We start from the raw sequence: 23,561 nt of genomic DNA on the forward strand, positions 1-23,561 counted from the left end.
AAGGCTTATGTGTAATTAGTTGAATGTGAACGTGGCGCTAAGCGAGAACATGTTGGTGGTCGCTTCGTTCTTTTCGTTATCGTATTCGCCTTCAGCCGAGGTGTAGGTGTACGAGAATGCGATGCCGAGGCCAAGTTCTTCGTGAATCCACCATTCCTTACCGATTGTTGCGATGATTCCAAAACCGGAATCAAGATTCAGAAAATCGGCGGATTGGTTTCCGAAGGTTACGCTGTAAGTGGTGACACCGGCCGATGCGCCGAGGAATACGTTGCTTCCGCCAGGAATATAGAAGGTTGCGCCGCCGCCCATAAAAAGAATGTCGAAACCATCGTGCGACAAGCGGTCGTCTCTGCCGGTCTTGCTGGAGGCTTCCAAATCAGGATAGAGCTGGTTCATGGCGAATGTTGCATGAATGATAAGCCCATTAACAATGGCTCCGCCGATTTTGATAGAAGCTTCTGCTTGAAGACCGTTGGATTCAATTTGGGCAAACCCATCATCAATGTCGTCATGGAAAGTCCCGTAACCAAGACCGGATGTGACGCTGAAAAAGAAACCGTCATGGGTGAAAGGGGCCGATACGGCAAAAGAGAGGGAGGCCGCAAAGGCGATTAGCGCAAATAGCTTTTTCATTATGTTCTCCTTTAAACGGCAAAAAAGATAGAAATATGTTTTTCTATATTTGATTTTTGTAAAACAAAAGGAAATAAAATGCAATTTCGTCCCGTTAAGGAACAACTTGAAATTTTGATGCGCGGCGTTATCGATGTTGTGCCGCAAGAAGAACTCGAAAAGAAACTCCAGAAGTCCTACGATACCGGAGTCCCGCTCCGTATCAAGATGGGTGTCGACCCGACTGCCCCGGATGTGCACTTCGGCCACACGGTGGTGATGCGCAAGCTCCGCCAGTTCCAGGATTTGGGTCATACCGTCGTGCTTATCGTGGGTGACTATACCGCACAGATTGGTGACCCCAGCGGCCGCAACAAGGCCCGCCCGCGCCTCACGCACGAACAGGTGCTCGAGAACGCGAAGGAATACCAGGAACAGTTCTTCAAGGTCGTCCGCCGCGACCAGGTGGAAATCCACTACAACGGTGAATGGTTCTCCAAGCTCCCGTTCAGCAAGGTGACCGAACTTATGGGCCAGTTCACCGTGGCCCAGATGCTTGAACGCGAAGACTTCCATAACCGCTACACCGCAAATACGCCCATCAGCCTGCACGAGTTCATGTACCCGATGATGCAGGGCTACGATTCCGTAGCTATTAAGAGCGACGTGGAACTCGGCGGTACCGACCAGAAGTTCAACGTGCTTCGCGGTCGTGACTTGCAGATTTTTGAAGGCATGGAACCGCAGATCGGCCTCTTCATGCCTATCCTTCTCGGTACCGACGGCAAGGTCAAGATGAGCAAGTCCATCGGCAACTACGTGGGCCTGAACGAGCCCGCCGACGTGATGTACCACAAGATTTACAGCCTCGCCGACAGCATCGTCGAAAACTGGTTCGAACTTCTCACGAATATTCCGCTTGCAGAAATTAAGCAGATGATGGCAGACATTGCCGCAGGCAAGATGAACCCGAACGATGCGAAGCACCGCCTCGCTATCGACATCGTGACGCAGTATTACGGCGCAGAAGCCGCCGAGGCCGCCGCTGCCAAGGAACGCGAAATCCACAGCGGGAACGCCATCCCTAGCGATGCTGCCGAGTGCAGCGTGGCGGCCGGCACCTACGGTGCCCTGGACCTGCTCGTAGAAATCAAGGCCTTTGCAAGCAAAGGCGAAGCCCGTCGCATGGTCCAGAACGGCGGCGTGAAAATTGCCGGCGAAAAGCTTGCCGATCCGCAGTCCCAGATCGAAATCAAGGGCGCAGACCAGCTGGTTGTTCAAGTTGGTAAGCGCAAGTTCTTTAAGGTGAATTTCTAGGAAAGCCATGTCCCAAGAAGTCCTCATACTAGGTTTGAATCCCGCGTGGCAGCGCTTGTTCTATCTGGACAAGTTTACGCCCGGCGAGGTTCACCGCATTGAGCGCGTCGAAGAATACGGTTCCGGCAAGGGAATCAACTGCGCCCTCGTGCTCCGCCTTTTGGGCGGTTCCCCTCTGATGATGCATTTCTTGGGCTCCGAACACGGCTCTCGCATCTTTGACGAAATTTCCGCCTATGGTATCCAGCAGGCTCCCGTTTGGATCAAGGAACCGACGCGCATTTGCACGACAATCGTATCTGGCGGTGATTCTACGGAACTCATCGAACCCTCGCCAGACCTCACGGAATACGAGAACGAAGACTTTATCCAGACCTTGAATGACTACTGGAGTTCAACCCAGAGTGTGGCTCTTTGCGGTACGTTCCCGCGGGGCTTTAACATCGAGCAGTTGAACGCGCTCGACTTTGCCGGTAAAAAGATTTATGTCGATGCCATCGAAGGGATCGATACGTGGCTCGAAAAGGGTGTCGAGCTTTTGAAAATCAACATGCAGGAATACTGCAAGCTGCTTACGCGCCTTGGTCTTCCCATAGTCTTGTCAAGCCCGCAGTTCTGGAAAATGACTGCCACGGCGGTCCTTGAACGCCTGCCGATTAAGGCGCTTGTCGTCACTGACGAAGACGCTCCGGTTCGCGCCTTCCGCCTTGTCGAAAAGAAGTTCCAGGGCGTGCAGATTCAGCCTCCCCAGATTCAGGTGAACAACCGTATCGGAGCAGGGGATTCCTTCTTTGCTGGCTGGCTCTATGCCGACGGCATGGGCATGGATTTTGAACATTGCCTGATCAAGGCGACTGCGGTTGCAACGGCCCGCTGCGAAGTCGATCGTCCTTGTAATCTCAAACTTGAACGCGTTGCCGAAGTCGAGGTGATGCTTGCCGATGCGGTAGAAAAACTGGAGTAAGTCGTGCTCTTTCCCGACAAGAATAATTTGTTCGCGTTTGCAACGCCAATGGAATTTGCTTCTTGTTTTCCGGAATACGCCGATACCGCCGATAGCATATCTTCAGATAAATTAATTGAACTCTCGGAAAACCGGGGCTACGCCTGCATTCTCGGGATGGGAATCCTTAGTTTCTCGACGAATCTAACGTACCTGATCAGTACTGCTAAACAGCAGGGAATTCATTTTACTGCGGTATATATTCTCGGCGTCTGTGGCGCCTATCCCGGTCGCGGAATCAACATCCTTGACGTCGTCCGTGTCGATTCCGAAAGCGTGGGGGATATGGGCTACCAAGAAAAGGATTGTTCCTTTTTCCCGTTCCCAAGTGCAGTTCGCGCCACTGCCGCAGAACACGCTCCCGCGCATTTGCAAAAACTAAAATCAGTCGTGGGCCTTACGGTGAATTGCTGCACGGGCACAGAAGAACTAGCTCTTTTGCGCTCCAAGACGTTCAACGCCGATATCGAAAATATGGAAGGGGCTGCCGGAATTGCGGCCTGTATGGCCCATAAAATCCCTGTTTTCGAAATCCGTGCCGTATGCAATATGGCTACCACCCGCGACCGTGAATCCTGGAAATTCCACGAGGCCCTCTCCGCCCTCCGCCAAGCCCTTTTCAATGTGAAATGACAAATGAGAAATGTGTAATGAAAAATGAGTAATTTCACATTCTACATATCACATCACACATCACACATTACACATCACACATTACACATTACACATTACACATTACACATTACACATTACACATCTCAAATCCCTAACCACTTCTCATGCGTTTAACTCTCGGAATTTCCACCTGTCCTAACGACACCTACATTTACGAAGCTCTTGTTCAGGGGCTTGAAAATTCCCCCTTTGAATGGGATGTCCACTTTGCAGACGTGCAAACGCTCAACGAAATGGTCAGTCGCGGTGAACTCGATGTGGCCAAGGTGAGCGCCCAGGTATACCCCAAAATCGAGGCGGAATACGCCTGCCTTTCGTGTGGAGGCGCTATCGGGTATGGTTGTGGCCCTCTGTTGCTTTCGTCTGTAGGCAACGTTTTTTGCCCCGAAAAACCGGTCGTTTTGCCCGGTGCAGACACGACTGCAGCCCTTTTGTTCAAGTTTTGGCATAAAAAAACGGGCTTGTCCGAACAGAAAATCGAATACGCACTGTTTGACCAGGTGTATCGTTCACTGCGCTCCAAGGAGGCTGTACAAGGCGTTGTAATACACGAACATCGCTTTACCTGGAAACGCGATGGCCTTTATTTGTTGCAAGATTTAGGCGCTTTCTGGGAAGAAAATACGGGCACGCCGATTCCGTTAGGAATCGCTGTAGCAAAGAAATCCCTTGGCGTCAACACCGTTTTCCAGATCGAAGACGAAATCCGGAAAAGCTTAAATATCGCCCGCAAACGCGAAAAACTGGTCACTCCGTTTATCGATAAATTGGCCCAAATAGACGACCCCAATGTCATGGAAGCGCACATCAGAATGTTCGTAAATGACTTTTCCGAGGAGGTCGGAGAGAAGGGTCGTGCCTCTCTCAGGTACCTTTGGACCCTTGTCAAGGGTTAAAATCGTGTTAATTTTTGGCAAAATAGGCAATTTTTGGCCTATTTTGAACATTTTTTTACAAAACGGCTAAATTTTAGGAATAACTTTAATTTATTTTCCATACTGCATATCTTTATATGGAGTTTGCTTATGAGCTTAGTGAATGATCTTGAACTGGAAGTCGAGAACTTCAAGCGCGAGTACGAAAAGTTCGAGCGCGGAAACAAGTCTGCCGGCACCCGTGCCCGCAAGATTTTGCAGGACATCAAGAAGACCTGCCAAGAGATTCGTGTGTCTATCCAAGGCGCCAAAAAAGAAGAGGAAAAGGCCGAACCGGCATCTGCCGATTGACCTCAAGAGGACTAGATATACCACGATGAATCGTCTTTTTCGACATTTTATTGGAAAAAACGGCTTTTTTTCTGAAAATCGTTTGACTAAAGCCGTTTTTGAAGGTATATTCCCACTTGAATTTTTACGCTTGTCTTTTTGGCAGGCCAAAGGTTTTAAACTAAAGTGTTCTATGATTGGAGAAACGTAGCAGTATGACCCTAAAGAAACTGGTCTTAATCACGGCCGGGGCGATGCTTCTTTCTGGAACCGCCATGGCAAAGAATATCAATGTTCCTGGCGATTACTCAAAGATTGCTGACGCTCTCGGTAATGCGGATGCTGGCGATACCATCTTGGTAAAGCGTGGCACCTATAACGAAAACATCACCCTGATCATGGGTGTCGTACTTAAGGGCGAGGATCCCCTTACGACCATCATCGATGGTGGCCGTAGAGGTCCGACCGTCATGGGTACTTCGGGCGCCGAAATGTCGCACTTCACCGTGAAGAACGGTATCGAAGGTATCCTTTGCGAAAACGCTGCCCCCTACATCCACCACTGCTATGTGCTTGATAACCATGCTACCGGTATCGGTGCATTTATCTCGCTCCCGCATCTCCGCAACAACGTGGTGTACGGCAACCGCTGGTCCGGCATCCTCGCTTGGGGTGCCAAGTCCCTCGATGCCTATATCGAACATAACGTCGTGCTCCGCAACGGCTACTCTGGCCTTGCATTGAAGGGACCGACCAACGTGACCGCACGTAACAACATCTTCATGGAAAACCACTACTATGGTGTGTTCGCCGACCCCGCTGCCGGCCAGACCAAGGTGGAATACAACAACATCTACAAGAACTACTACCCGTTCAACCAGTTCATCAAGGTGAACCGCACGAACGTGTCGCTCGACCCGAAGTTCATCAATCCTTCGCTGTCGCAGCCGAACTTCTACTGCCAGTCCACCTCGCCGATGCTCAAGCGCGGCAAGGGCAAGGCTGACATCGGCCTCACCGCTACCGAGCTGGTGAAGGAAGAAGAAGTCGTCGAAGAAACCCGTAACCCGGATACCGATGGCGATGGCCTTTGCGATCCGTGGGTTTCCGAAGAAGGTCTTTCCGACAAGTATGCTTCCGTCTGCACTGGCTTTGACAACTGCCCGGAAGAAGCTGAAGACTTTGATGGCTTCCAGGACGACGATGGTTGCCCGGATCCGGATAACGACCGCGACGGTCTCTGCGACCCGTGGGTTGAAGCCAAGGGTATGCTTTCTCAGTTCGCCCACATTTGTAAGGGTGTGGACCTCTGCCCCGACCAGCCCGAAACTTTGAACGGCTACAAGGACGACGATGGTTGCCCGGACGAAGTGCCGCAGCCGCCGAAGAAGGTCTTTGTGCTTGAAGGAGTGAACTTCGAATCCGGTAAGGCTACGATTACTCAGGATTCCTACATCTCCTTGATGAAGGTGGTGGACATTATGGAAACCTTCACCGAAGCTACGTTTGAAATTGTGGGCCATACCGATAACGTTGGTAAGAAAGAAAAGAACCTGCAGCTTTCCGCTGACCGTGCCGCAGCCGTGAAGAACTTCCTCGTGGAAAAGGGCATCAACGAAAGCCGCATTACCACTTCGGGTAAGGGTGACACGCAGCCGGTCGCCACGAACAAGACCCCGGAAGGCCGCGCCCAGAACCGTCGTATTGAGTTCATCCGCACGGATATCAATTAAAGGAGTAAGTGATGCGTACTAGTGTTATTAAAACAGCAGTCCTTGGACTCACGGTAGCCAGCACTTCCTTGTTTGCAGAAGCAACTTATTCTCCGCACAAATACCAGCAGAACGACTGGTTCGGTGAATTTGGTAGTAACAACACTGCTATGTATGTGAACCCCGCTGGAATCTCTGAAACTGACCAGCTGGAATTCAGTGCTGCATTCTTCAGCTCCATCAGTGGCGAAGCTAGCCAGGAATATGTGAGCTTGACCTTCCCGATGGATTACAAGCACACTCTCGGTTTCTCGTTCTTCGAAAACGGTGCTTCCATTGACGGTGGCAAGTCCTACGGCGAATACGCCTTCTTGCTCGGTTACGCCTACAGGCTGATGCACTGCATCGCCCTCGGTCTCGATGTGTCCGTCCTCTACATCAACCAGTTCGATGAAGTGACGCAGGTGACGCTCGGTGCCGACGTGGGCCTCAGCTGGAACCCGCTGAACTCTTCTAAGTTCGGTTACCTCTTGGTGGGCGTTGCCCTCCAGAACATCGCCCAGCCGGGTATCAGCATGGAAGAAGACGGCGGCTTTGTCGCTCCGGGTTTCTTCGGCGGTGACCGCGACGATGCCTACAACATTCCTTCTAACCTGAACTTCTCCCTCTTCTGGCGTGGCTTCAACCGCCTGATCGAGGCGAAGGCTGAACTTTCTCTCATCGACGTGTTCCATTCCGACAAGGAAGGTGGCGAAGGCCTGAACCCGGAAATGAGCTTCACCTTGACCTACTACCTCTCTCCGCACCTTGGTGTCCGCCTCCGCTTCACGAAGGAAGGTTACCCGGTTGCCGGCGCTACGGTTAACGTCAAGGACGTGAGCATCTTCCGTTACCTCGCTCTCGACCTCGAAATGTCTCACGATGACCTCTACGCCAAGAAGAACCGTGGCTTCATCTGGGCTGTCAAGCTCACCAGCCGCTTCGGTGACACCCGCGAAGAGAAGATCGGCGAAGAACGTTACCGTCGTTTGAAGATCGAACCTGAAAACGACTACCGCGCCGCTATGCGTCTCTACTTGAACCGTCAGTTCTTGGAAGCTGCATACGCCTTCGGTAAGGTTCAGACCAAGTATCCGGCATTCCACCTTGTGGACCAGGCCGCCTTCTATAAGGCAAAGTCCTTCGAAAACCTCCGTATGCACAAGGCTGCAAAGTCCGTGTACGAAGACGCTATCAAGCGCTATCCGCAGAGTGACCAGCGCGCCAAGTACCACTTCCAGTTGATGAACATCGACTATAAGGAAGGCAAGTACATCGACGCTATGGCCAAGTACCAGAATATTGCTCAGAAGTTCGGTGAAAGCGACGTGAAGGCTGACGCTGACTACGTTGCCGGCCAGATCAAGTTCGAACAGGGCCTCTATCAGGAATCTGTCGACCTGCTCGCCGCCATCCTTCCGGGTAACGCCAACTACTTCTACGCCCGCTACACCATGGGTATTGCTTACAGCCGTCTCGGCAAGTTCGACGAAGCTGAAAACTGCTTCCGCGACATTACCGAACAGCCGGTGTCCAACCAGTCCGAACGCGACTTGCAGGACGCTGCTAAGGTGAAGCTCGGCCACATCTACTTCTCTGGCGAAAAGGCCGACATTCCGGCTGCAGCCCAGATGTATGGTCAGGTCCAGCCCGGTTCTCCGGTGTACGACGAAGCTATGCTCGGTATCGCTTGGTCCTTCCTCAAGGTGAACAAGCCTGATGAAGCTATCAAGCCGGCGCAGTGGATCATTAAGAATATGCCTGAATCCTTCCTCGTGTCTGAAGCATACCTCGTTCAGGGTTACTGCTACTTCATCAAGAAGGACTACAACAACGCTGTCAAGTCTCTGGAACAGGCTGAAAAGCGTACCGAACAGCCGGTTGTGACCGTCGCTGCTCGCGACAGTGCCCGCCAGGCTTACGATGCTATGCAGGACGAATTTGACTCCGTGCAGGTCAAGGCACTTGACCTTGCCCGCCAGCTCCCGACTCCGCGTGTGCAGAGCAAGCGCGAAGCCTTGCAGCCGAGCTTCGACAAGGCTAACGCCGCTATCGAAGACTACGCCGCCTTCACTCAGAAGGCTATCCAGAGTGACCGATTCGAATCCAACCGCAAGCGTATTTTGGATGACGCAGGCTTTACCTTGGCAACCGTCAAGACCAAGATGGGTCAGGGCGCTGCTAGCTCCGAAGCCGCTCAGGAACTTGAAAGCTTGGAAGACGACTTAGACGAATTGGAATAAACAAAGAATAAAGTTAGACCTGGCTTTTTAAAACCAGGTCTTCCCCTTTTTTATCTTAATAGGTGGAAAGAGAAAAATGAAAAAATTTTTGCTTGTTGGTGCAATCGTCTGCTCGCTCGTAGGCTCCTCCTTTGCAGCGTCGGATCCTTGTAAAGACAAAGTCAATGAAGCCAAGAAGTTGGCGGCCAAGTGTAAGGCCATGCCGAAGGGCTCGGAAAAGACTCAGTGTGTGGGTTCCTACAAGGTGCTCAAGAACCAGGCCGAACAGGCTTGCCGTTCCGGCGGCCTCGATGAAAAGGGCATGGAAGATGCCATTAGACAGTGGGAAAAGCAGGTAAATAACTGTAAGGGCAAGCAGAACAAGCGTTGCGCATCTGCTCTCCAGCAGTTGGGTCATTACCAGTTCCAGCTCGAAGAAAAGCTCTTCCTCGATAAGAACGCCCAGTACGAAGAAGATGTAGCATGGTGCGCCGACCGTGACAACAAGCCGGCCAAGTGCGCTAACATCGACCAGCTCCCGAAGGCAGACCACCAGAAGTCCTTGGGTTACTTCCTTGAATATATCGACAAGTATCCGAAGGAAGACAAGACCCCGACGGTGATCTACCAAGCTGCCGCCGTGCAGGAAGCTAGTGGTGAAGACGAAAAAGCATACAAGCTCCGTATGCGCCTCGTCGAAAACTTCCCGGACAACGGTCTCGTGCCGAAGGCTTGGCTCCGTATTGCGGAATACCACTTCATGAACCGCAAGTTCCGCGACGCAATCAAGGCGTACAAGAAGGTGACTGGTTTCGAAACCCTTACGGGTAAGGAAGCGGCTCTCGCCATGTACCACTTGGCTGAATCTTACTACAACATTGCAGAATACGAAACTGCAGCAATCAAGTACTACGAATATATTATCGGTGCCGACAAGGGTAAATATCCTGCAGACTTGCGCGCAGAAGCTATGGACTTCATGGCTGCCTCCTTCTCCGACCTCGAAGGTGGTGGTGTCTCTGAAGCTGAAGCTTTCTTGAAGGACAAGAAGGTTCCGTTCAAGGACTCTGTGTACTATCGTATCGGTATGAAGAACAAGGACCACGACCGTAACGAAGAAGCCGTGCAGTCCTTCAAGCGCTTGATGGCCATCAACCCGGACTACATCGACGCTCCGCTTGCTGATATTGCGATGATTGAAATCCTTATCATCCAGCAGAAGTTCGAAGAAGCCCAGCAGCACCGCTATGTCGTGGTGAAGCGTTATGACCGTAGCTCCTCTTGGTACAAGAAGAACCAGAAGTATCCTGAATCTGTGAAGAATGCTGAAACTGCAATCCGTGGCGCTATGCTCGACATTCCGCAGTACCACCACGCACGCGCAGCTAAGCTCACCAAGGAAGGTGACCTTGAAGCCGGTAAGAAGCAGTATGCCGAAGCCATCAAGGCTTACGAAGCATTCCTCAAGCGTTATGCCAAGGAACCGACCTGGGACGAATACAAGGTTCACATCAACCTCGCTCTCGTGTACCAGGAAATGGGCCAGTTTGCTAACGCCGCCAAGATGTTCAACTGGATTGTCGATACCGACACCACTCGCTACGGCCGCCGCCCGATGGGCTCCGAAGCTCTCCTGAAGAAGGAAGAAGCTGCATATAACGCCGTGCTCATGATGGACCAGTCTCGCGAAAAGGCCAAGAAGACCAAGTATGGCGATGACGCTGTCAAGGCTTATAAGTCCGAAGAAACCAAGGCTTACTTCGAACAGGTTAACAAGTATATGGCCAAGTACGGCCAGAACAAGGAAGCTGCAGAACTTGCATACAACGCCGCTATCGTTCATTACGAAGCTAAGCAGTTCAAGGTTGCTGTGGGCGTGCTCCGCAAGCTGAAGCAGGACTTCCCGAAGCATCAGTACATTTTGCTCATCAGCCGTATGCTTGCCCAGTCTCTCTTGGAATCTGGTCAGTATGACGAATCCCTCACCGAATTCGAATGGCTCTACAAGCAGTACACCCATGTCAAGGAAACTCGCAATGACTCCATGGCCAAGGAAATCGAAAAGGCTATTGCCTATGTGCTCTTCCAGATGGCAGAACAGTCCGTCAAGCAGGGCCAGTATCAGAAGGGTGCTGAATCTTACCTCGCTCTTGTGAAGCGCTACCCGCTTATCGACATTGCTGACAAGGCCGTGTTCGAAGCCGGTGCCGCCTACGAAAAGGACCAGCAGTTCACTAAGGCTGCCGAAACCTTCATGATCCTTCCCAAGCAGTATGCCAAGTCTCCGCTCACTATTAAGGGTATCGTCCGTGCTGGTGACGCTCACAAGAAGGCTGCCAACCTCAAGAAGAGCGACAAGGCTTACTACGAACAGGAATACCGCGAAGCTGCACAGACCTACTTGTTCATCACGAACAACTTCCCGCAGGATTCCATGGCCTTCATGGCTATCGGCTCTGCAGCCCAGGTCTATGACACCATCGCCGACAAGAAGTCTGCTGCTGTGACCTATGAACTTGCCTACAAGCGCTATCCGAAGGATGAACGTACTCCGGGCTACCTCTATAGCGCATGCTTGAGCTACGACGAAGCCAAGATGACCGACGAAGCAATCCGTTGTAACAAGGACCTCGTTCGCGACTACCCGAAGAGCTCCTACGCCCTCGACGCTGCGTTCAGCATCCCGATGGCCTACGCCAACGCCAAGAAGTGGGATCTCGCCGCTTCTGAATATCACAACTTCATCAAGGCTTACGGTAACGATGACAAGGAAAAGCTGATTGCTGCCTACATCGGTGCTGCCCGTGCCTACATGGAACTTAAGGAAGAAGACAAGGCTGTTGAAGACTACCGCAAGACTTTGGAAGCCTACGACAAGTATGGTCTTCAGATCAAGAATGCTGACCCGGGTGTTCCGGCTGAAGCTGCCTTCTACCTCGGTGAATACGAATACCACAAGATGGATCCGATTGTCCTGAAGGGCAAGGAAAAGGAAAAGGCCAAGACCATCAAGCAGTTGGTGGACATCCTGCAGAAGGCCATGAGCCAGTACTCGAAGTCTGCTACCTACGCATCTGAACGCTGGACCTTCAAGGCTACCAACAAGATGGGCTTGCTCTTCGTGACCATGGCCGCCAAGATCCGCGAACAGGAACTCAACGGCAAGAAGGAAGAAGAAATCTTCGCCGAACGAATCGGTATCGTGCAGCAGCTCCCGAGCTACTACGAACAGGCACGTCCGATCTTCCAGAAGAACATCGACCTTGCCCGCGACCAGGGCTTCTACAACCAGGATGTGATCGAAGCTGAAGAAGGCTACATCGAAATGTACTACCAGGGTTGCGCCGTGTTCGTCGAAGTGGCTGATGCGTTCGCCAACTCCCCGCTGCCGGACTCCGCTTCTATCGTGAAGGAATATGTGGAATACGAAGGCATGGTCAAGGAAGACGCTATGGAAGCCGTCCACGAAGATTTGGAAGCTTACCGCGAAGAATTGACCAACCGTTCTAACGGTGCTAAGGAACTCGCTATCCCGCAGTGCGCAACCGGTATCAAGGCTGCTGCTCACTACGGTATCGAAAACCAGTGGACCGAAAAGCTCTTCGAACTCCTCAAGAACCTCGATGAAAACAACGAGACCTTGAACACCAAGATCGAAAAGTTCGACCCGTCCACCTTGTTCTCTGACCCGGCTTACTTCAAGACCAAGGCTCGCTTGGAACAGATTGCTAAGTCCGAAGTCATGACTCCGGAAGAACAGATCACGACCTACCGCGAAATCATCAAGGACGCCAAGGCTGAAAACGAAAAGCTGAAGGCTGAACTTGCTGACCTCCAGAAGCAGCTCGCTGGCGGTGCCGTCTCTACGTCCTCTTCTGCTGGCTCTTCTATGGATGATGCCGCCGACTCCGCTGAACCGGAAGCCGCTCCGGCTCCGGCCCCGAAGGCTAAGAAGAAGGCCGCTAAGAAGAAAGGCAAGAAGAAATAGCGGTAAAAACAATTTTACGGGGAACCTAGTTCATAGGGTTCCCCTATTCTATAAGGGTAAAAATGGCGTTTTTTGAGTAGTAAACAAGATTTTACCGGCTCGACTACACAATTTTGCCCTAAAAAAGATTAAATATGAACAAAGATTTTTCAAAATAAACCAAAACACTCAATCAAGGAGTACTCTAATGTCTAAAATGCTTCAATCCTTCAGCCCGGAATCTGATGGTTACCAGTTCATGTGGATCATCCTCGTGGTGTTCATGATTGGCCTCGGCTTCTCTGTTGAACGCTTCCTTTACATCATGGTGAAGAGCGCTAAGGGCCGTAAGGATTTCTTGGCCAAGTTCGGCACTCACATCTCTGCTCAGCGCTATGATGAAGCTCTCAGCTATGCCAACGCAACCAAGCTTCCGATCGCTCGCGTGATGGCTGCAATCGTTGCTGCCCGTAACGGTGGTCGCGAAACCATGCAGGCCGCATGCGACGCAGTGTTCCTGACCGAAGCTCCTCGTCTTACTCGTTATATCAGCATCATTCAGGTTATGGCTTCCATCTCCACGTTGCTTGGACTTATGGGCACCATTTACGGTCTGATCTACACCTTCGATGCCGTGGCTAACAAGCCGGCTGCTGAACGTGCCAAGGCCCTTTCCGATGGTATTGCTATCGCTATGGGTACGACTCTCCTCGGCCTTCTCTCCGCTGTGCCTCTTCTGGTCATCGTTGGCCTCCTCAACATGAACTCCGAACGCCTCATCCAGGAAATGGAAGAAAAGGGCCTCAAGATTATCAACTCTCTCGCTTAATCGAAGATAGAGAGATAATTTTAACGGAGTTATAAAACAATGGCAAGAGAACTTAAGAAACCTGCCAAACCCGAAGAACCGGACCTGTTGCCGGCAATGGGTTTGTTTACAATCCTGATTCCTATGCTGTTGTCTATGACCGCCTTCTCCAAGCTTGCTATCGTTGAAATCAACATGCCGGAACGCAGCATGATGAATATGGACAACGATACGCCTCCGGAACCGGACCAGCAGGCTCTGAACCTCTCGCTCGCCATTACCAGTGACTACCTGGTGATCGGTGCCCGCGGTGGTTTCCAGCCGAACGTTTACTTCAAGGAAATGTGGACGTTCCGTTGCAAGTCCGATGCGCAGCTCATTACGTATGCGCCGGAAGATGTGAAGACGGCCGTTGATGGCGGTCATGGTCCCAAGTGCAAGGATGGCTCTGAGATGGATAAAGAAAAGTATCTTTATGAAATCGAGACCATCGAACTCTGGGCAATCAACAAGGAATCCGAAGAAGACCCGGGCCGCGTGATTTGGGCCGTGTATTCTTCTCAGTCCGAAAATGTGCCTGACAGCGCATACGTGGACGGTAACAACGCATTCCTCGCTGCTCCTGGCGAAGGCGCTATGGGTCTGACCCCGCCGCCGATGCTCAAGAAGCCGAGCGCAGGCGCTGTGCTTGCAACCCTCACTCCGAACTCGGCTCGTACGCTGAAACCGGATGTGGCTGCAAAGAACATCATCTACCCGCTGTCTGCTTACGACTTGATCGCTAAGGACCTGATTCAGATCCATACGCAGTTCATTGACCTCGAAGACGTCGATAACATCATCATCGTTGCTAACGACGACACCCAGTTCGATAAGATCATTCAACTTATGGACCGCGCTAAAGAAGCCGGTTTCAGCAAGATCAACCTTGCTAAGCTGGGAGGTTAATCATGGCTAGAAGAACTCGTAAATTTAGCGAAGACGTACCTTTCTCCCTCACGTCCATGATGGACATGATGACCATTATTCTGGTGTTCATGATCAAGAACTTGGACGCTGAAGGTCAGCTTTTGACCCAGGCCGAAAACCTCATTCTTCCGGTGTCTACCTCCAAGGTGCAGCCGAAGGAAGTGGCTCTGACGGTCGTGGTCGATAACAACTACGTTGTGGTCGATAATGCAAAGATCGTTCCTACCGAAGACGTCTTGAAGCAAGAAGACCTTCTTGTGACCAAGGTGGACTCCGTTCTTAAGGAACGCCGCGCAACGGAACAGGAACATGCCCTGAAGATGGGTCTTCCTGCTGACGAAGCCGGTAACATCGTTGTGCAGATCGACAAGAACATCCCTTACGATGCAATGTATAAGGTCATGGCCACTTGTGGCTTCTCTGGCTACACGCACATTGCATTCGCCGTTATGCAGAAGAACGGAGGGGAGGAATAATTATGGCTAAAAAGAATACTCCCGAAATGGATCCGTTAGTAGCGTCCCTGATGCCGGAATCCGACAAGAAGATGGGTGCTATTGCCGGTATCTCTTTAGTCGTAGCTTTGGCTATCTGCCTTTGGGCTTCCATGTACGAACAGGTGGTGGACGAAGTCGTGTTCGACGACTCTGCCGCTGCTGATCTTACTGCTTCTATGACCATCGATGAAAAGAAGGAAGAGAAGAAGGAAGAGAAGAAGAAGGAAGAACCCAAGAAGCCTCGTAAGAAGGCTGGTGGTGGTGGCAAGCCGCGTGGTAAGGGGCAGCCCAACGCTCCCCAGACTCGTGGTGTGCTTAAGCTCTTGACTGCTCAGACCAAGAATGCCTCCGCAGGCGCCTATGACCTCATGAAGAACCAGAAGTTCTCTAAGGACATCGACAAGGTGCTGAAGGACGTGGCTGGCCTCCAGACGACGGGTAAGACCGTTCTCGGTGGTCGTCGCGGTAAGGCTGATGGTGGCTTTAACGAAGGTTATGCCGAAGGCGGTTCCGGTGGTATCGGTGACGGCCTGGCTGGTCTTCTCGGCGGCGGTGGCGGTGGTATCGCTACCAAGGCTAAGGGCTCCATCAGGACTCCGTCTGAACGCGATATCGACATGGGTGCCGGTGGTGGATCTCGTTCCGCTGCAGACATCATGAAGGTTGTGCGTCAGCGTACTCCGGGTCTCCGCCACATCTACAACAAGTTCCTGAAGAAGAAACCGGGCTTCCAGGGTAAGGTTACCTTGAAGTTCACGATCGCTCCGGGTGGCGAAATCATCAGTATCTCCATTGCTTCTTCTACGACCGGTTACGGCGAATTTGACGGCGAAGTCAAGAACGCTGTGAGCCGCTGGAAGTTCAGCAAGGTGAAGTCTGGTAACACCACTGTTACGATCCCGTTCACCTTCTCCGAATAATTCGGCGAAAACTTGAAAAAAGACCGGACTTTCCAGTCCGGCCTTTTTTTGTATAAAAAAATTGGCTTTTGTTTAAAATATTGTTGCGTTTTTCGTTTAATTAAACTAACTTTAAAAACAGAAATTTCAATAGGAGTTTTCCAATGAACTTAAGAACAGCTGCCGCGGTTGGAGCCGCATTCGGTATTCTTGGTGTGGGTTCTGCTTTTGCAACCTTTGCACGTGTTGAATCCATGGGCAAGAACTCTACTTACATCATGGACGATGTGAGCATCTTCGATAACCCCGCAAACGTAAACCTTTACTCCAACTATTTGATCGGTGGCTTCGGTGCCTATACCGACAACAATATGTCTGCTGGCGGCAACGTTGATCCGCAACACCCGACTTTTGGCGGCATCTTTGCAATCTCCTTCGGTGATGACAACAATCCCGATCCCAAGTTCTCGATTGGTGGGCTCTTCGGCCGCGTTAACTCCGACCTCGCCATGTACCTGCCTGACTACGTGCAGACTGGCAAGAATACCTATGCGGTTGTTCCTGAAACGGTAACGAACTTTGACGGCTTCTTGGGCGGTACGTTCTCTAGCGGTGACGCTTGGGGCTTGCACATCTACATCGCTCACCAGGATGGTGGCGATCTCGATGAAAGCGGCACCTACCAGACTGACGACGATGCCTATGCATCTATCGTTCAGTTGGACGGTGGCTTGAATTTCCAGACGGGTAGCGGTACCTCTTATGAATTGTCCGGCGGTATCGCTCGCGTGCAGTATGGTCCGGATCGCCACAGCTTCTTTGACGATGGCGACTTCACGATTCTCGCCAAGGCTCGCGCCTTCTTCACCATGGAAGCTATCGATGGTGAATTGGTTCCGGCAGCTTCTATCAAGCTTGCTCAGGCTCCTGGCATCGAAGACAAGCATGCTCAGGCTGGCATGGGCATTAACGTTGCTATGGATCGCGGCTTCTTCTGGCTCGGCCTTGACTTCATCTGGAATCAGAAGAAGGCTCATGACTGGTTCTATGACAAGACTGTGGACGGTGGCGCATGGGTTTATGATTCCCGCGACGACGAAGACCCGCACTGGGACAAGCGTTCCGACGTTGGCGGCAAGATCAGCTTCGGTATCGAACGTAACATCTGGTGGGATTGGTTCGTTATCCGCGTGGGTGGCCAGAAGTCCATTCTCTACACCGATTGCAACGTGAATTCCAAGAACAACTACACCGATTCCCGCTATGGCATTTGCAAGGACGACGGTACGTTCTTCTCTACCAACCCGCTGGCTGACGGCACTGCCGACGACCATGTTGGATTCGGTTTCGGTATCAACATCGAAGAACGCTTGAAGATTGATGTGACTGTTGCTGAAGACGTATTGTTCCGCAACCCGTTCCAGGGTGAAGGACGTCTCTTCTCCCGCCTCGATGCTACCTACTCGTTCTAATTCCTTCGGAATTGTTCGGACTTGAATACGAAGACGCCCCTCTTGGAGGGGTGTTTTTTGTTTACGCCTTCGGCGCAAATTAGTGGTTAGTAAATACTGATTAGTAAACAGGGGTTGAATATATCAAGATTCTCCTAATCACCAACCACTAACCACTGTTTACTTCATTCTCTTTCTACATTTAAGGTATGAAGTTTATTGTTTGCCTATTGGCTACAGCTGTTTTGCTTTTGGGCTGTTCCGAACCGACGGAACGCATTGAGAATAAATTAACTGATTACCTGCAAGACGACTTGAAGTTCATGGTGGCAGAGACCATCAAGTCCTCCAAAACGCGCGAAGGACTCCTGGACACGCCTTACTACCGGGTCAAGGACTTTAGACTTTTCGATGGCGCGGAGGCCCGCGTTTATGCGGCCTATGCCGAGGTGGATTTCTTTATCTACAAAGACATTGCCATGCACGAAAAGCGAAAGTATCGCTATGATGTGAATACGCGCGGTTGGGATCGCTACAAGAAAGAATGGAAGTTCGGCGCGGACTCGCTGCGGTGATGCCGCTTCGCGACAGTTCCAAGTTACTAGAATTTCATATTGAAAATCTTTAGGAACAAGGAACTAATAACTGGTAACTTTTTATATTTTAATTGGAAGTTAAATCTTAAACAAGGATTGGATTTTGTTCGGCCTCTTTTCTTGCGATATCGGTATTGACCTCGGCACAGCGAATACGTTAGTCCATGTGGCAGGTCAGGGAATTGTCATTAATGAACCTACGGTTATTGCGGTGGACAGCAAAAATAACCGTGTTTCTGCCATCGGTTTTGAAGCGAAAAAGATGCTTGGCCGTACGCCTGGCGAAAGCCGCGCCGTGCGCCCGATGCGTGATGGCGTGATTGCCGATTTCGAACTGGTGGAAAATCTTTTGCAGACATTCATCAAGCGCGTGCAGAAGTACCCGCTGTGGATGGTGAAACCCCGCGTGGTAGTCGGTGTCCCGAGCGGTATTACCGAAGTGGAAAAGCGTGCCGTTATCGATGCGGCCAAGCAGGCCGGCGCCAAGGAAGTTCACCTGGTGCACGAACCCATGGCTGCCGCCATTGGTATGGGCATTCCTGTGGAAGACCCTGTGGGTAACATGATTGTGGATATTGGCGGTGGTACCTCCGATATCGCCGTTATCGCCTTGAACGGCACCGTCTGTAACGCCTCTGTGCGCGTGGGCGGTGACGAAATGGACGAAGCGATTGTCCGTTACCTGCGCACCATGTACAACCTTTGCGTGGGCGATAGCACTGCAGAACAGATCAAGATCCAGATTGGCTCTGCCAGCCCGCTCGAAGAAGAATTGACCATGGAAGTGAAGGGCCATGACTTCTTGGCCGGCATGCCGCGTACAACTACGATTAACAGCGCCGAAATCCGTGAAGCCTTGAACGAACCTGTGACGGCCATTATCGAAGCCGTGAAGCAGGCCTTGAGCATCACTCCGCCGGAACTCTCTGCCGATATTTACGACAAAGGTATCATTATGACGGGTGGTGGTTCTCAGTTGCGCGGCTTTGATGAACGTATTCGTAAGGAAACGGGTCTTTCGGTGAACGTGATTGATGAAGCTCTGACCTGCGTCTGTAAGGGTGCTGCACGCATTCTTGAAGACTTGGATAAATATCGCCCGGTTTTGATTGCATCTTCGAACTAATTTGACAGGGCTCGATGCTTAGGGCGATTCGCTTTATTGTCGACTTGTTTACACAAAGGCACGGCATCGTTGCCTTTGTCTTTTTCTTGGCTTTAGGCCTTTTGATGAGGCAGGCGCCGAACACGATTCGCGAGAGTATTGTCTCGTCGGCGGTGTCGACGCTGTATTTCCCGGCGCAGCGCATTGTGTCTGCGGTGGGGCATTACAAGGCTGTAGCGCTTGAAAACGAACAACTGAAAGAAGAAAACGCACGCTTGAGGCAAGAAACCTACCATGCCCGTGAAGGCTTGCAGGAACTCGCCCGACTGCACACGCTAGTCCGATTTGACGACAAATGGGATTTCCCGATTGTGACGGCTCGCGTGATTGGACACAATCCCGGAAGATTCCTTACGACGATGGTGATTAACCGCGGTACAGAACATGGCGTGAAAGAAAACATGCCCGTGTTTTCGATGAACGGCTTGGTCGGAAAAATCTCAAAAGCGGGCATAAGCCATTCGCGTGTGCAGTTGCTTGTAGACCCAAATCTTAAGTTGTCTGTAATGGACCGTCGTACTCGCGTGGTGGGATTCCTGGAATCGATGGATGGCGTCCGCTTGACGGCGCTTGTTCCGACCCATGCGGGAGTGCATGCGGGCGATACGCTTGTGACTTCTGGCCTGGGAGGCATTTTCCCGAAGGGCATTCCCGTGGGCACCGTAAAGGAAGTCCGCAAGTCCGATCTCGATGTGATGCGCCAGATGGAAGTAAGTCCGTTCCAGGATTTTTCGATTCTTGAAGAAGTGTTCGTGATGGAAAAGGAACCGGACTGGATAATCAAGGAGCTGCTCGATGAATAACTTGGGGTGGCTGAAATCGCTTGTTTTGTTTGTAATCGTATTTGCTTTGCAAATGACGGTTGCCGATTGGCTCAGTTTCTTTGACGTGGCGCCCGATTTCGTAATGATCTTCATTGTGGCGATGGCCATTAGAAGAGGGCCTACGGCCGGATGTTTTTGGGGCTTTATTGCGGGCTTTACGCAAGACGTGTATGCGCCTGTGGAGTGGCTCGGGGCAAATACGATTGCCATGACTGTGGTAGGCTATGCGGTGGGGCAGCTTGAAGAACGATTCCTTTCGCTCAATTTGCCCGCTAAAGTCGGCGTGCTTGGCCTTGGCTTTTTTGTGAGCGACATGATTTACTTTGCGATTACGGGCCTTTCTAAAGACGTTGTCACGAATTTGTTCCTTACGAAATCGCTGCCCGAATGCATTTACACGATGCTGATTGGCGGCATATTCTTCTACCTGGATTTGGGCAGCAAAAAGAAGAAGCATGCTTAAGGGAATGTCCGAAAACGAGACCCTGCAAAACAGGAACTGGAATGTGCTTGTTTACATGACAGGTGTCGTGGTCATGTTCTTCGTTCTCATTTTGCGCCTGTTTTCGCTGCAGTTTACCCATTACGACGAAAACCTGCAACGTTCCGAAAACAACCGCCTGCGCAAAGTGGTTCTTGTTGCCGAGCGCGGATACATTTATGACCGCAATGGCGAAGTGCTGGTGCGTAACCGTCCTTCTTATCAGATTGCATTGACTGCAATCAACATGCCCCGCAAGAAAGTGGATCGAGATTCCCTGTTCATGAAGTTGCTCGGCATCAAGGATGCTTCGGGCGAACGCCTGTTTGATTCCCTTTCGCTGGATACGGCGTTCCAACGTTCCCGCTGGATCAAGAATAGGCCGATTCGCCTGCTGGAAGATGCAACCGCCGAACAGGTTGCCATTATTGAAGAACGTTCCGAAGAATTGCCCGGTATCATGACGGTGATTGAATCTCGTCGCGAATACCCTTACGGCACGCTGGCCTCGCATGCGCTGGGTTACACTAGCGAAATTTCGGAAGAGCAACTCAAGTTGCCGGAATACGAAGGCTATACGCAGGGGGACCGAATCGGGCAAAAGGGGCTGGAACAGTTTTACGACAAGGAGTTCCGTGGCGTTAACGGCATGAAGCTTGTGGAAGTGAACGCTTCCGGACGCGAAGTGGGCTCGCTTGACGGCGTCGAGGGCACGGAACCCGTGCCGGGGCTTCGCCTGGTGTCGACGATTGATTTGCGCCTGCAGAAGGTTGCCGAAGAAGCGATTCCCGATTCGGCGAAGGGGGCGCTTGTGGCGATTGATCCGCGCAATGGTGAAATTCTGGCGATGGTTTCTTCGCCGCGACTGGACCCGAATATATTCTCCCTGAAAAAGCGCGAGCGTAACAAGGGCTGGGCGCATGTAGCGCTTGATTCCATGAGACCGCTTACGAACCGCGCCATTTCGGGTACGTATCCGCCGGCATCTGTTTTTAAACTGGTGACGGCGGGCGCTGGCCTTGAAAGCGGAATTTTGACCGAGAACAAGTATTATTCCAAGCCCTGTACGGGTGGCTACCAGTACGGGGCGCGCTACCAGAAATGCTGGGGCACGCACGGCAGCTTGAATGTGGTGAACGCGATTCGCCTGAGCTGTGACGTGTTCTTTTACCAGGCCGGTCTCGATATTGACATGGCCCGCATTAATGAATTCGGCCGTCGTTTTGGTTTGGGCGAAAAACCGCTTGGAATTGACATTCCTGGCGAAAAGGGTGGCTGGCTTCCGGATTCGGCGTCGTTTAACCAGAAAAACAAGCGCTTGGGCTGGCGCTGGGCTCGCGGCTTGATTCTGAACCTTTCGATTGGCCAGGGACAGATTGTAACACCTTTGCAACAGGCGACCCTGATTGGTTCCTTGGCGACGGGGCGTGGCGTTTACAGGCCGCACTTTATGAAGGAACTCCGCGATATCGACGGGAATGTCGTCCGCCGTTACGAGCCCGAAATTGTTCGCCCGGGCAACATGAAACCGTATACGCACCGTATTTTGCTTGCCGCCATGGATTCCGTGGTGAACCATCCAGGGGGCACTGGTAAGCGTGGCGCCCTCCCTGGAATTCGGGTGGGTGCAAAGACCGGTTCCGGTGAATGGAAGAAGGGCGAAAAGACTCACGCCTGGTATGCCGCGGTGGCGCCGCTTTACGACCCGGAAATTGCCGTGGCCGTGATTATGGAAGCTGCGGGTGGCGGTGGTGCTGTTTCGGGCCCGATCGCCAAGAAGGTGATGGAAGCCTATTTTGAAAATAAGGAAAAGGAGGCGGGAAAAAATGAAGCCCAATCGACTCCTTAGCCGTTCGCTCCGGTTTGACTGGATGTTCATTGCTCTTACGCTTGCCTTGATGAGCGTGGGTGTTGCCCTTGTGTATTCGGCTACGATTGCTGAAGATACTTCTGTGGTGGAATTGTTCTGGTTCAAGCAGATCGTTTACTTCGTTTTCGGTAGCGTCATTGCCGTAGCTTTGATTTTTGTGCGTATTGACTGGTTGAAGCGAGCGGCAATTCCGCTGTATGTGCTTGCGCTCGTGTTGCTTGTGGTGGTGTTGTTCTTTGCCGGTGACGTGGTGAAGGGTGCTGGGCGCTGGATCGACTTGGGCGTTTTCAAGTTGCAGCCTTCGGAATTTGCAAAGATTGCTTACTTGCTGATTATTTCTTACTGGCTCTCGAAACATCCGGTTAGCTTGTACAAGCTGAAATCTTTCGTGGTTCCTTTCTTCTTGTTCATTGTGCCTTTCGCCTTGGTGCTTAAGCAGCCGGACTTGAGCACGGCTCTCGTGTTTATCGCCGTGACCATGGTGGGGTTCTTTTTTGCGGGCCTTACCCTGACCGATATGTTCCTGATCGTGAGCCCGGTGCTTTCGGTGCTTTTCTCGCATTCGCAGGCGCTTTTATTTGAAATCCTTTGGGGACTTTTGATTTGCGTGGTGGTGTTTGCCCTGTTCCGCAGGAAACTTCCGAAGGTGTTGACGGCTTTGATCCTGATGGCGAATATTTTTGCGGGCTATGCAAGTTCCATGGCGTGGAACATGCTCGAACCGCACCAGCAAAAACGCGTGAACACCTTCTTGGACCCGATGAGCGACCCCTTGGGCGATGGCTATCAGGTGTTACAGTCGCTGACAGCAATCGGTTCGGGCGGCCTTACCGGAAAAGGTTTTGGAAACGGTTCGCAGACAAACCTTGCCTTTTTGCCCGAAGAACATACGGACTTTATCTTTAGCGTGCTCGGTGAACAGTTCGGCTTTTTGGGATGCGCCTTTGTGCTGGTTCTTTATGCCCTGTTCCTGTGGCGTGCTACATCGATTTGCAGGTTGTCTTCGGACCCGTTCGTGACGCTCATGGTCATGGGTGCTTCGACGATTTTCTTGTTCCATATTATGGTGAATATCGCGATGACGGTAGGCCTTATGCCGGTAACGGGTTTGCCTTTGCCGTTCCTGTCTTATGGCGGCTCGTTCGCATTGACGTGCATGGTGCTGGTCGGCTTTTTGCTTTGCTTGCACTTCCAGGCTCGTCGCCGCTAGTCAAAAGTTGCCGGGGATCATTTTTCCCACTTTTCA

General features: G+C 51.7%; 20 protein-coding genes. 19 read left to right on the forward strand and 1 reads right to left on the reverse strand.

Going from position 1 to position 23,561, the window contains the following annotated elements:
* Positions 1 to 15: 15 nt before the first annotated feature.
* Complete coding sequence (locus tag BUC02_RS04750; RefSeq protein ID WP_073319353.1) at positions 16 to 636, reverse strand: hypothetical protein; 621 nt, start codon at positions 634 to 636, stop codon at positions 16 to 18.
* 78 nt (positions 637 to 714) lie between these two features.
* On the opposite strand from BUC02_RS04750, the gene tyrS reads away from it, so the two are divergent.
* The 19 genes from tyrS to rodA all read left to right on the forward strand — a co-directional run bounded on the left by tyrS (position 715) and on the right by rodA (position 23,525).
* Positions 715 to 1,932 (forward strand): tyrosine--tRNA ligase, encoded by a 1,218-nt coding sequence (tyrS, locus tag BUC02_RS04755; protein WP_073319356.1) that lies wholly within the window; start codon positions 715 to 717, stop codon positions 1,930 to 1,932.
* A gap of 7 nt (positions 1,933 to 1,939) precedes the next feature.
* A complete protein-coding gene (locus BUC02_RS04760) occupies positions 1,940 to 2,896 on the forward strand; it encodes a 1-phosphofructokinase family hexose kinase (protein ID WP_073055350.1) in 957 nt (318 codons plus the stop codon).
* A gap of 3 nt (positions 2,897 to 2,899) precedes the next feature.
* Entirely contained in the window at positions 2,900 to 3,568 is a 669-nt protein-coding gene (locus tag BUC02_RS04765; protein ID WP_083564393.1) for a phosphorylase family protein, read from the forward strand.
* 146 nt (positions 3,569 to 3,714) lie between these two features.
* Positions 3,715 to 4,506 carry a 1,4-dihydroxy-6-naphthoate synthase gene (locus tag BUC02_RS04770; protein ID WP_073319359.1) on the forward strand — a complete coding sequence of 264 codons (792 nt, stop codon included), beginning with the start codon at positions 3,715 to 3,717 and terminating at the stop codon, positions 4,504 to 4,506.
* 129 nt (positions 4,507 to 4,635) lie between these two features.
* Positions 4,636 to 4,836, forward strand: a complete 201-nt coding sequence (locus BUC02_RS04775; RefSeq protein WP_072979155.1) for a hypothetical protein — start codon at positions 4,636 to 4,638, stop codon at positions 4,834 to 4,836.
* 194 nt (positions 4,837 to 5,030) lie between these two features.
* Positions 5,031 to 6,548 (forward strand): OmpA family protein, encoded by a 1,518-nt coding sequence (locus BUC02_RS04780; protein ID WP_254794100.1) that lies wholly within the window; start codon positions 5,031 to 5,033, stop codon positions 6,546 to 6,548.
* A gap of 11 nt (positions 6,549 to 6,559) precedes the next feature.
* Positions 6,560 to 8,809: a tetratricopeptide repeat protein gene (locus BUC02_RS04785; RefSeq protein ID WP_254794102.1), complete on the forward strand. Its 2,250-nt coding sequence runs from the start codon at positions 6,560 to 6,562 to the stop codon at positions 8,807 to 8,809.
* 76 nt (positions 8,810 to 8,885) lie between these two features.
* Positions 8,886 to 12,776, forward strand: a complete 3,891-nt coding sequence (locus BUC02_RS04790; RefSeq protein ID WP_073319368.1) for a tetratricopeptide repeat protein — start codon at positions 8,886 to 8,888, stop codon at positions 12,774 to 12,776.
* Between the two features lie 187 nt (positions 12,777 to 12,963).
* Positions 12,964 to 13,584 carry a MotA/TolQ/ExbB proton channel family protein gene (locus BUC02_RS04795; protein WP_073055360.1) on the forward strand — a complete coding sequence of 207 codons (621 nt, stop codon included), beginning with the start codon at positions 12,964 to 12,966 and terminating at the stop codon, positions 13,582 to 13,584.
* Positions 13,585 to 13,623: 39 nt separating this feature from the next.
* Positions 13,624 to 14,511 (forward strand): ExbD/TolR family protein, encoded by an 888-nt coding sequence (locus tag BUC02_RS04800; RefSeq protein WP_073319371.1) that lies wholly within the window; start codon positions 13,624 to 13,626, stop codon positions 14,509 to 14,511.
* Positions 14,512 to 14,513: 2 nt separating this feature from the next.
* Positions 14,514 to 15,008 (forward strand): biopolymer transporter ExbD, encoded by a 495-nt coding sequence (locus tag BUC02_RS04805; protein ID WP_073319374.1) that lies wholly within the window; start codon positions 14,514 to 14,516, stop codon positions 15,006 to 15,008.
* Positions 15,009 to 15,010: 2 nt separating this feature from the next.
* Complete coding sequence (locus tag BUC02_RS04810; protein ID WP_073319377.1) at positions 15,011 to 15,949, forward strand: AgmX/PglI C-terminal domain-containing protein; 939 nt, start codon at positions 15,011 to 15,013, stop codon at positions 15,947 to 15,949.
* A gap of 143 nt (positions 15,950 to 16,092) precedes the next feature.
* Positions 16,093 to 17,400: a hypothetical protein gene (locus tag BUC02_RS04815; RefSeq protein ID WP_073319380.1), complete on the forward strand. Its 1,308-nt coding sequence runs from the start codon at positions 16,093 to 16,095 to the stop codon at positions 17,398 to 17,400.
* A gap of 188 nt (positions 17,401 to 17,588) precedes the next feature.
* Positions 17,589 to 17,954, forward strand: coding sequence for a hypothetical protein (locus BUC02_RS04820; protein ID WP_073319383.1), 366 nt, complete (start codon positions 17,589 to 17,591; stop codon positions 17,952 to 17,954).
* 124 nt (positions 17,955 to 18,078) lie between these two features.
* Positions 18,079 to 19,101, forward strand: a complete 1,023-nt coding sequence (locus BUC02_RS04825; RefSeq protein WP_073319386.1) for a rod shape-determining protein — start codon at positions 18,079 to 18,081, stop codon at positions 19,099 to 19,101.
* A gap of 14 nt (positions 19,102 to 19,115) precedes the next feature.
* Positions 19,116 to 19,943, forward strand: a complete 828-nt coding sequence (mreC, locus tag BUC02_RS04830) for a rod shape-determining protein MreC (protein WP_073319388.1) — start codon at positions 19,116 to 19,118, stop codon at positions 19,941 to 19,943.
* A complete protein-coding gene (gene mreD / locus BUC02_RS04835; protein WP_073319391.1) occupies positions 19,936 to 20,427 on the forward strand; it encodes a rod shape-determining protein MreD in 492 nt (163 codons plus the stop codon). Before mreC ends, mreD begins: the two co-directional genes overlap by 8 nt.
* Complete coding sequence (gene mrdA / locus BUC02_RS04840; RefSeq protein ID WP_073319394.1) at positions 20,420 to 22,294, forward strand: penicillin-binding protein 2; 1,875 nt, start codon at positions 20,420 to 20,422, stop codon at positions 22,292 to 22,294. Before mreD ends, mrdA begins: the two co-directional genes overlap by 8 nt.
* Positions 22,272 to 23,525: a rod shape-determining protein RodA gene (gene rodA / locus BUC02_RS04845; protein WP_073319397.1), complete on the forward strand. Its 1,254-nt coding sequence runs from the start codon at positions 22,272 to 22,274 to the stop codon at positions 23,523 to 23,525. Before mrdA ends, rodA begins: the two co-directional genes overlap by 23 nt.
* Positions 23,526 to 23,561 lie beyond the last annotated feature (36 nt).

It is taken from the genome of Fibrobacter sp. UWOV1, assembly GCF_900142495.1.
In the GTDB taxonomy this organism is placed as follows: Bacteria; Fibrobacterota; Fibrobacteria; order Fibrobacterales; family Fibrobacteraceae; genus Fibrobacter.